Annotated in this window: 2 protein-coding genes; both read left to right on the top strand. The window is 27.9% G+C overall.

What is annotated here, in order from left to right:
- Positions 1-179: 179 nt before the first annotated feature.
- Entirely contained in the window at positions 180-1,001 is an 822-nt protein-coding gene (cas6, locus tag AC30RD_RS09130; RefSeq protein ID WP_489494218.1) for a CRISPR system precrRNA processing endoribonuclease RAMP protein Cas6, read from the top strand.
- Positions 998-1,558 (top strand): HD domain-containing protein (locus AC30RD_RS09125; RefSeq protein ID WP_489494217.1); only part of this gene is annotated, 561 nt, incomplete at its 3' end. The genes cas6 and AC30RD_RS09125, both read left to right, overlap by 4 nt.

Below are 1,558 nucleotides of genomic sequence, written 5' to 3'. Positions count from 1 at the left end.
TTTTTGACTTATCACCATGTAGATAAGCCTTCAAAATTTTTAAAAAGCCTCTAAAACTCAAGCAAAAGCACTACTGCAACAAATTCTATTGCAAAATCCGGGTTAAAATATACTTCGTAAGTTTAATGTAAGTTTATTATATATAAAATAAAACAAAAATAAAGGAAATATTAAGAACTATGAAATATCTTAAGATAAAAATAAGCGCAAAAAATGAAAATTTTAAAGTCCCATCTTTTTTAGGTTCTATGATTAGAGGAGGTTTTGGCTCTAGCCTAAAAGATGTAGTTTGCGTAAATCCTTCAAAAATCTGTCAAGGCTGTTTTGCAGCAAAAAATTGTATCTATTATGAGTTTTTTGAGGAGAAAAATAGATTTTTAAATTATAGATTGGATTTTGAGCTTTTTCCAAAAAAATTAGATTTTTCTTTATATTTATTTAACGATTCTATAGAAAAATATCCATATATTTTAAGCGCGATCCATAAAATGCTTACATATAAAGGGCTTGGCAAAAATAGAGAAAAGTTTGAGATTGAAAATATAAAAATCGATAATGAAGTTATTTATAAAAATGGCCAATTTGAAAATATAAAAATAGAACCAAAAAATTTTAAAAACGACAATTTTTGTCCAAATGTTAAAGTAAAATTTATAACACCCCTTAGAATAAAAAGAGAGGGGAGGTTTTTAAAACCAGAGAATTTGGATATAAAAGATATATTGATCTCAATAAATAAAAAAAGAGCCTTTTTTGACTCAAAAAAGGAACAGATAAAATCTTTCCCAAAAATCGTAAAAAAAGATTTAAAAATGGTTGATTTTACAAGATATTCAAATAGGCAAAAGAAAAAGCTAAAAATAGGCGGAATTTTGGGAGAGATGGAAGTTGAGGAAGTGACCCCTCAGACTTATGAACTGCTAAAATATGGGGAGATTAGCGGTGTTGGAAAACTTAATACTTTTGCCCTTGGGAAAATAAAAATAGAGGATATAAGATGAAAAATGAAGATTTAATAGCGCTTGCAGGGCTTTTGCATGATATTGGGAAGTTTAGACAACGAACCGGAAAATCAATAAGCGAAGAACTAAAATCTCAATATTGTCCAAATTATAAAACTCATTATTCACATATACATGCTGCTCATACGGTTGAAGCTATAGATGAGATGGGATTAAAACTCAAAAAAGAGGAATTAAGACGATTAATTGAGATTGCATCAAGTCACCATTTGAGTAGTTTAAATAAAGATGAAAAAATAATCCAATTGGCCGATAGATATGCCTCAAGTTTGGATAGAAAAGAAAATAATGATATTTTGCCAAAAGACGAATTTATAAAAAGTGGAATCGAAACCCCTTTTTCTATGGTGGCTATTTGTAAAAGTTCGAAAACTTATTATTATCCTTTACAAAAACTTGAAGGTACTATTTCTATAAGCGATGAAAAACGATGCAACGATGAAAGAGATTATGAGAAATATTATGAAGAATTTATCGATGGAGTAAAAAAGCTAAATCTAACTTTTGAAAATTTTAATGATTTTTTAAAATTAAAA

It is taken from the genome of Nitrosophilus sp. (genome assembly GCF_982775275.1).
This window is presented reverse-complemented; position numbering and strand designations above follow the sequence as displayed.